This window comes from Micromonospora sp. NPDC023814 (assembly GCF_040639595.1).
Lineage (GTDB): Bacteria > Actinomycetota > Actinomycetes > Mycobacteriales > Micromonosporaceae > Micromonospora.
On record NZ_JBFAAF010000219.1, the window covers coordinates 1 to 1686 of the forward strand.

The following is a 1686-nucleotide window of genomic DNA, read 5'->3' on the forward strand; positions in this document are numbered from 1 at the left end:
AGCCTCGATCCACCGACGCAGTTGACGGCGATCGCTAGTTGATCATTTTGATGTTGAGTGGTTCGGGGCGTGCGGGAGTTGCCGATCACGTGTTCGGTTTGCTCCGGGTGATTGTTCGGGGCGGTAGTGGGGGTTGTGGCCTGTGGTCGGGCCGTCCGGTTCTGCTGGTGGGTTCGGTCAGCCGGGTGCGGCCTGGACGATGGTGAACAGGTTGTCGAACCCGGCGGCCCACGGCCAGTGGTCGGGTAGGTGCAGGTGGATGGTGCGGGTCCGGTGCGCGATCCGGGCGGCGACGTTGATGATGCGGGTGCGGATCGTGGCGGGTCGGGCGGTGGTGTAGGGGCCGGCGGTCAGGTGCCCGGCGGTGCGGGTGAGGTTGTGGGCGATCGCGGCGCAGGTCAGCCAGGCGTCGTTGGCGCTGAATTGTCCGGAGGGCAGGTGCGCGAGAGGTCCGCCGATCAGGTCGGCGTTGACCTGTTCGATGATGGCGTGGGCGCGGTGTTGGGCTTCGGCCTGCACGAGTGTGTACGGGCTGTCGGTGAACACGGCGTGGTACCGGTAGGTCGGTATCAGTTCGTCTTGGCCGGGGATCTGTTGCGGGTCGTGGCGGCGGATGCGGCGCACGATCAGCCTGGCGGTCACCGCATGTCGGGTGCCGGCGAACGCGGTGTAGGTGGTTTCGGCGATCTGCGCGTCGGAGATCCACTGGCCGGTGTCTTCGTCCCAGACGGCTTGCGGGTACTTGATGTCGACCCATTGGTCGTCGGTGATGCTGTCGCAGGCGGCGCGGATCTTGGCGTCGATCCGGGTGGTGATCGAGAACCGGACACCCCGGCGGCGGCAGCAGTTGATCACGGTCTTGGCGTAGAACGCCGAGTCCGCCCGCACCACGATCTCCCCGGACGCCCCGCAGGCCCGGGCGGTGGTGATCGCTTCGGCGATCATGCTCGCTGCGCCGCGGGCCGAGCCGGCGTTACCCGACCGCAGCCGGGTGGCGGCGATCACCGGCGGGGACAGCGGGGTGGACAGCGTCGCTATGAGGGGGTTGTAGCCGCGGAGGTAGACGTTGTAGCCGCCGACCTTGGTGTGGCCGAACCCGATGCCCTGCTTCTGCTTGCCGTAGACGCGACGCAGCATCGAGTCGACGTCCACAAAGGCCAGCACGTCGGCGCCGGTGAGGATCGGGGCCCGGCCGGCCAGGCCGATCAGGGTGTCACGGGCGGCGGCCTGCAGTTGCCGTACGTGTCCGTGGGTGAACGTGCGCAGGAACGACCCGAGCGTCGACGGGGCGTACACGCTGGTGAACAGTGACCGCATGCCACCGTGCCGGGCGATGTCGAGGTCGTCGATGCTGTCCGCGCCCGCGAGCATCCCCGCCACGATCGTGGCGACCTTCCCGGCAGGGTTGGCGCCCTTGTCCGTCGGCAGCCGCACCCGGTCGACGACCGCGTCGTGCAGACCCGCCTGCTGGGCCAGACGCATCACCGGAACGAGACCGGCACACGACACAAGATTCGGATCATCGAACGTCGCGCGCACCACCGGCGCGTCATGGCGCAATCTCACCTGCGAGGTGCCCTTTCGAGCCAGAAGATAGAAGCGTCGCAACTCCTATCCTTCCAGCTCAGAGGGCACTTTCTATCTCCGGGGCCCCGCCGACCCGACAGTCATCGGTGGATCGAGGCT

The 1686-nt window shown here is 67.9% G+C and carries 1 protein-coding gene; it reads right to left on the reverse strand.

The genetic code is table 11. From position 1 onward, the window contains the following. Positions 1-177 precede the first annotated feature (177 nt). Positions 178-1566: an IS1380 family transposase gene (locus AB0G14_RS35575; RefSeq protein ID WP_357705189.1), complete on the reverse strand. Its 1389-nt coding sequence runs from the start codon at positions 1564-1566 to the stop codon at positions 178-180. Positions 1567-1686 lie beyond the last annotated feature (120 nt).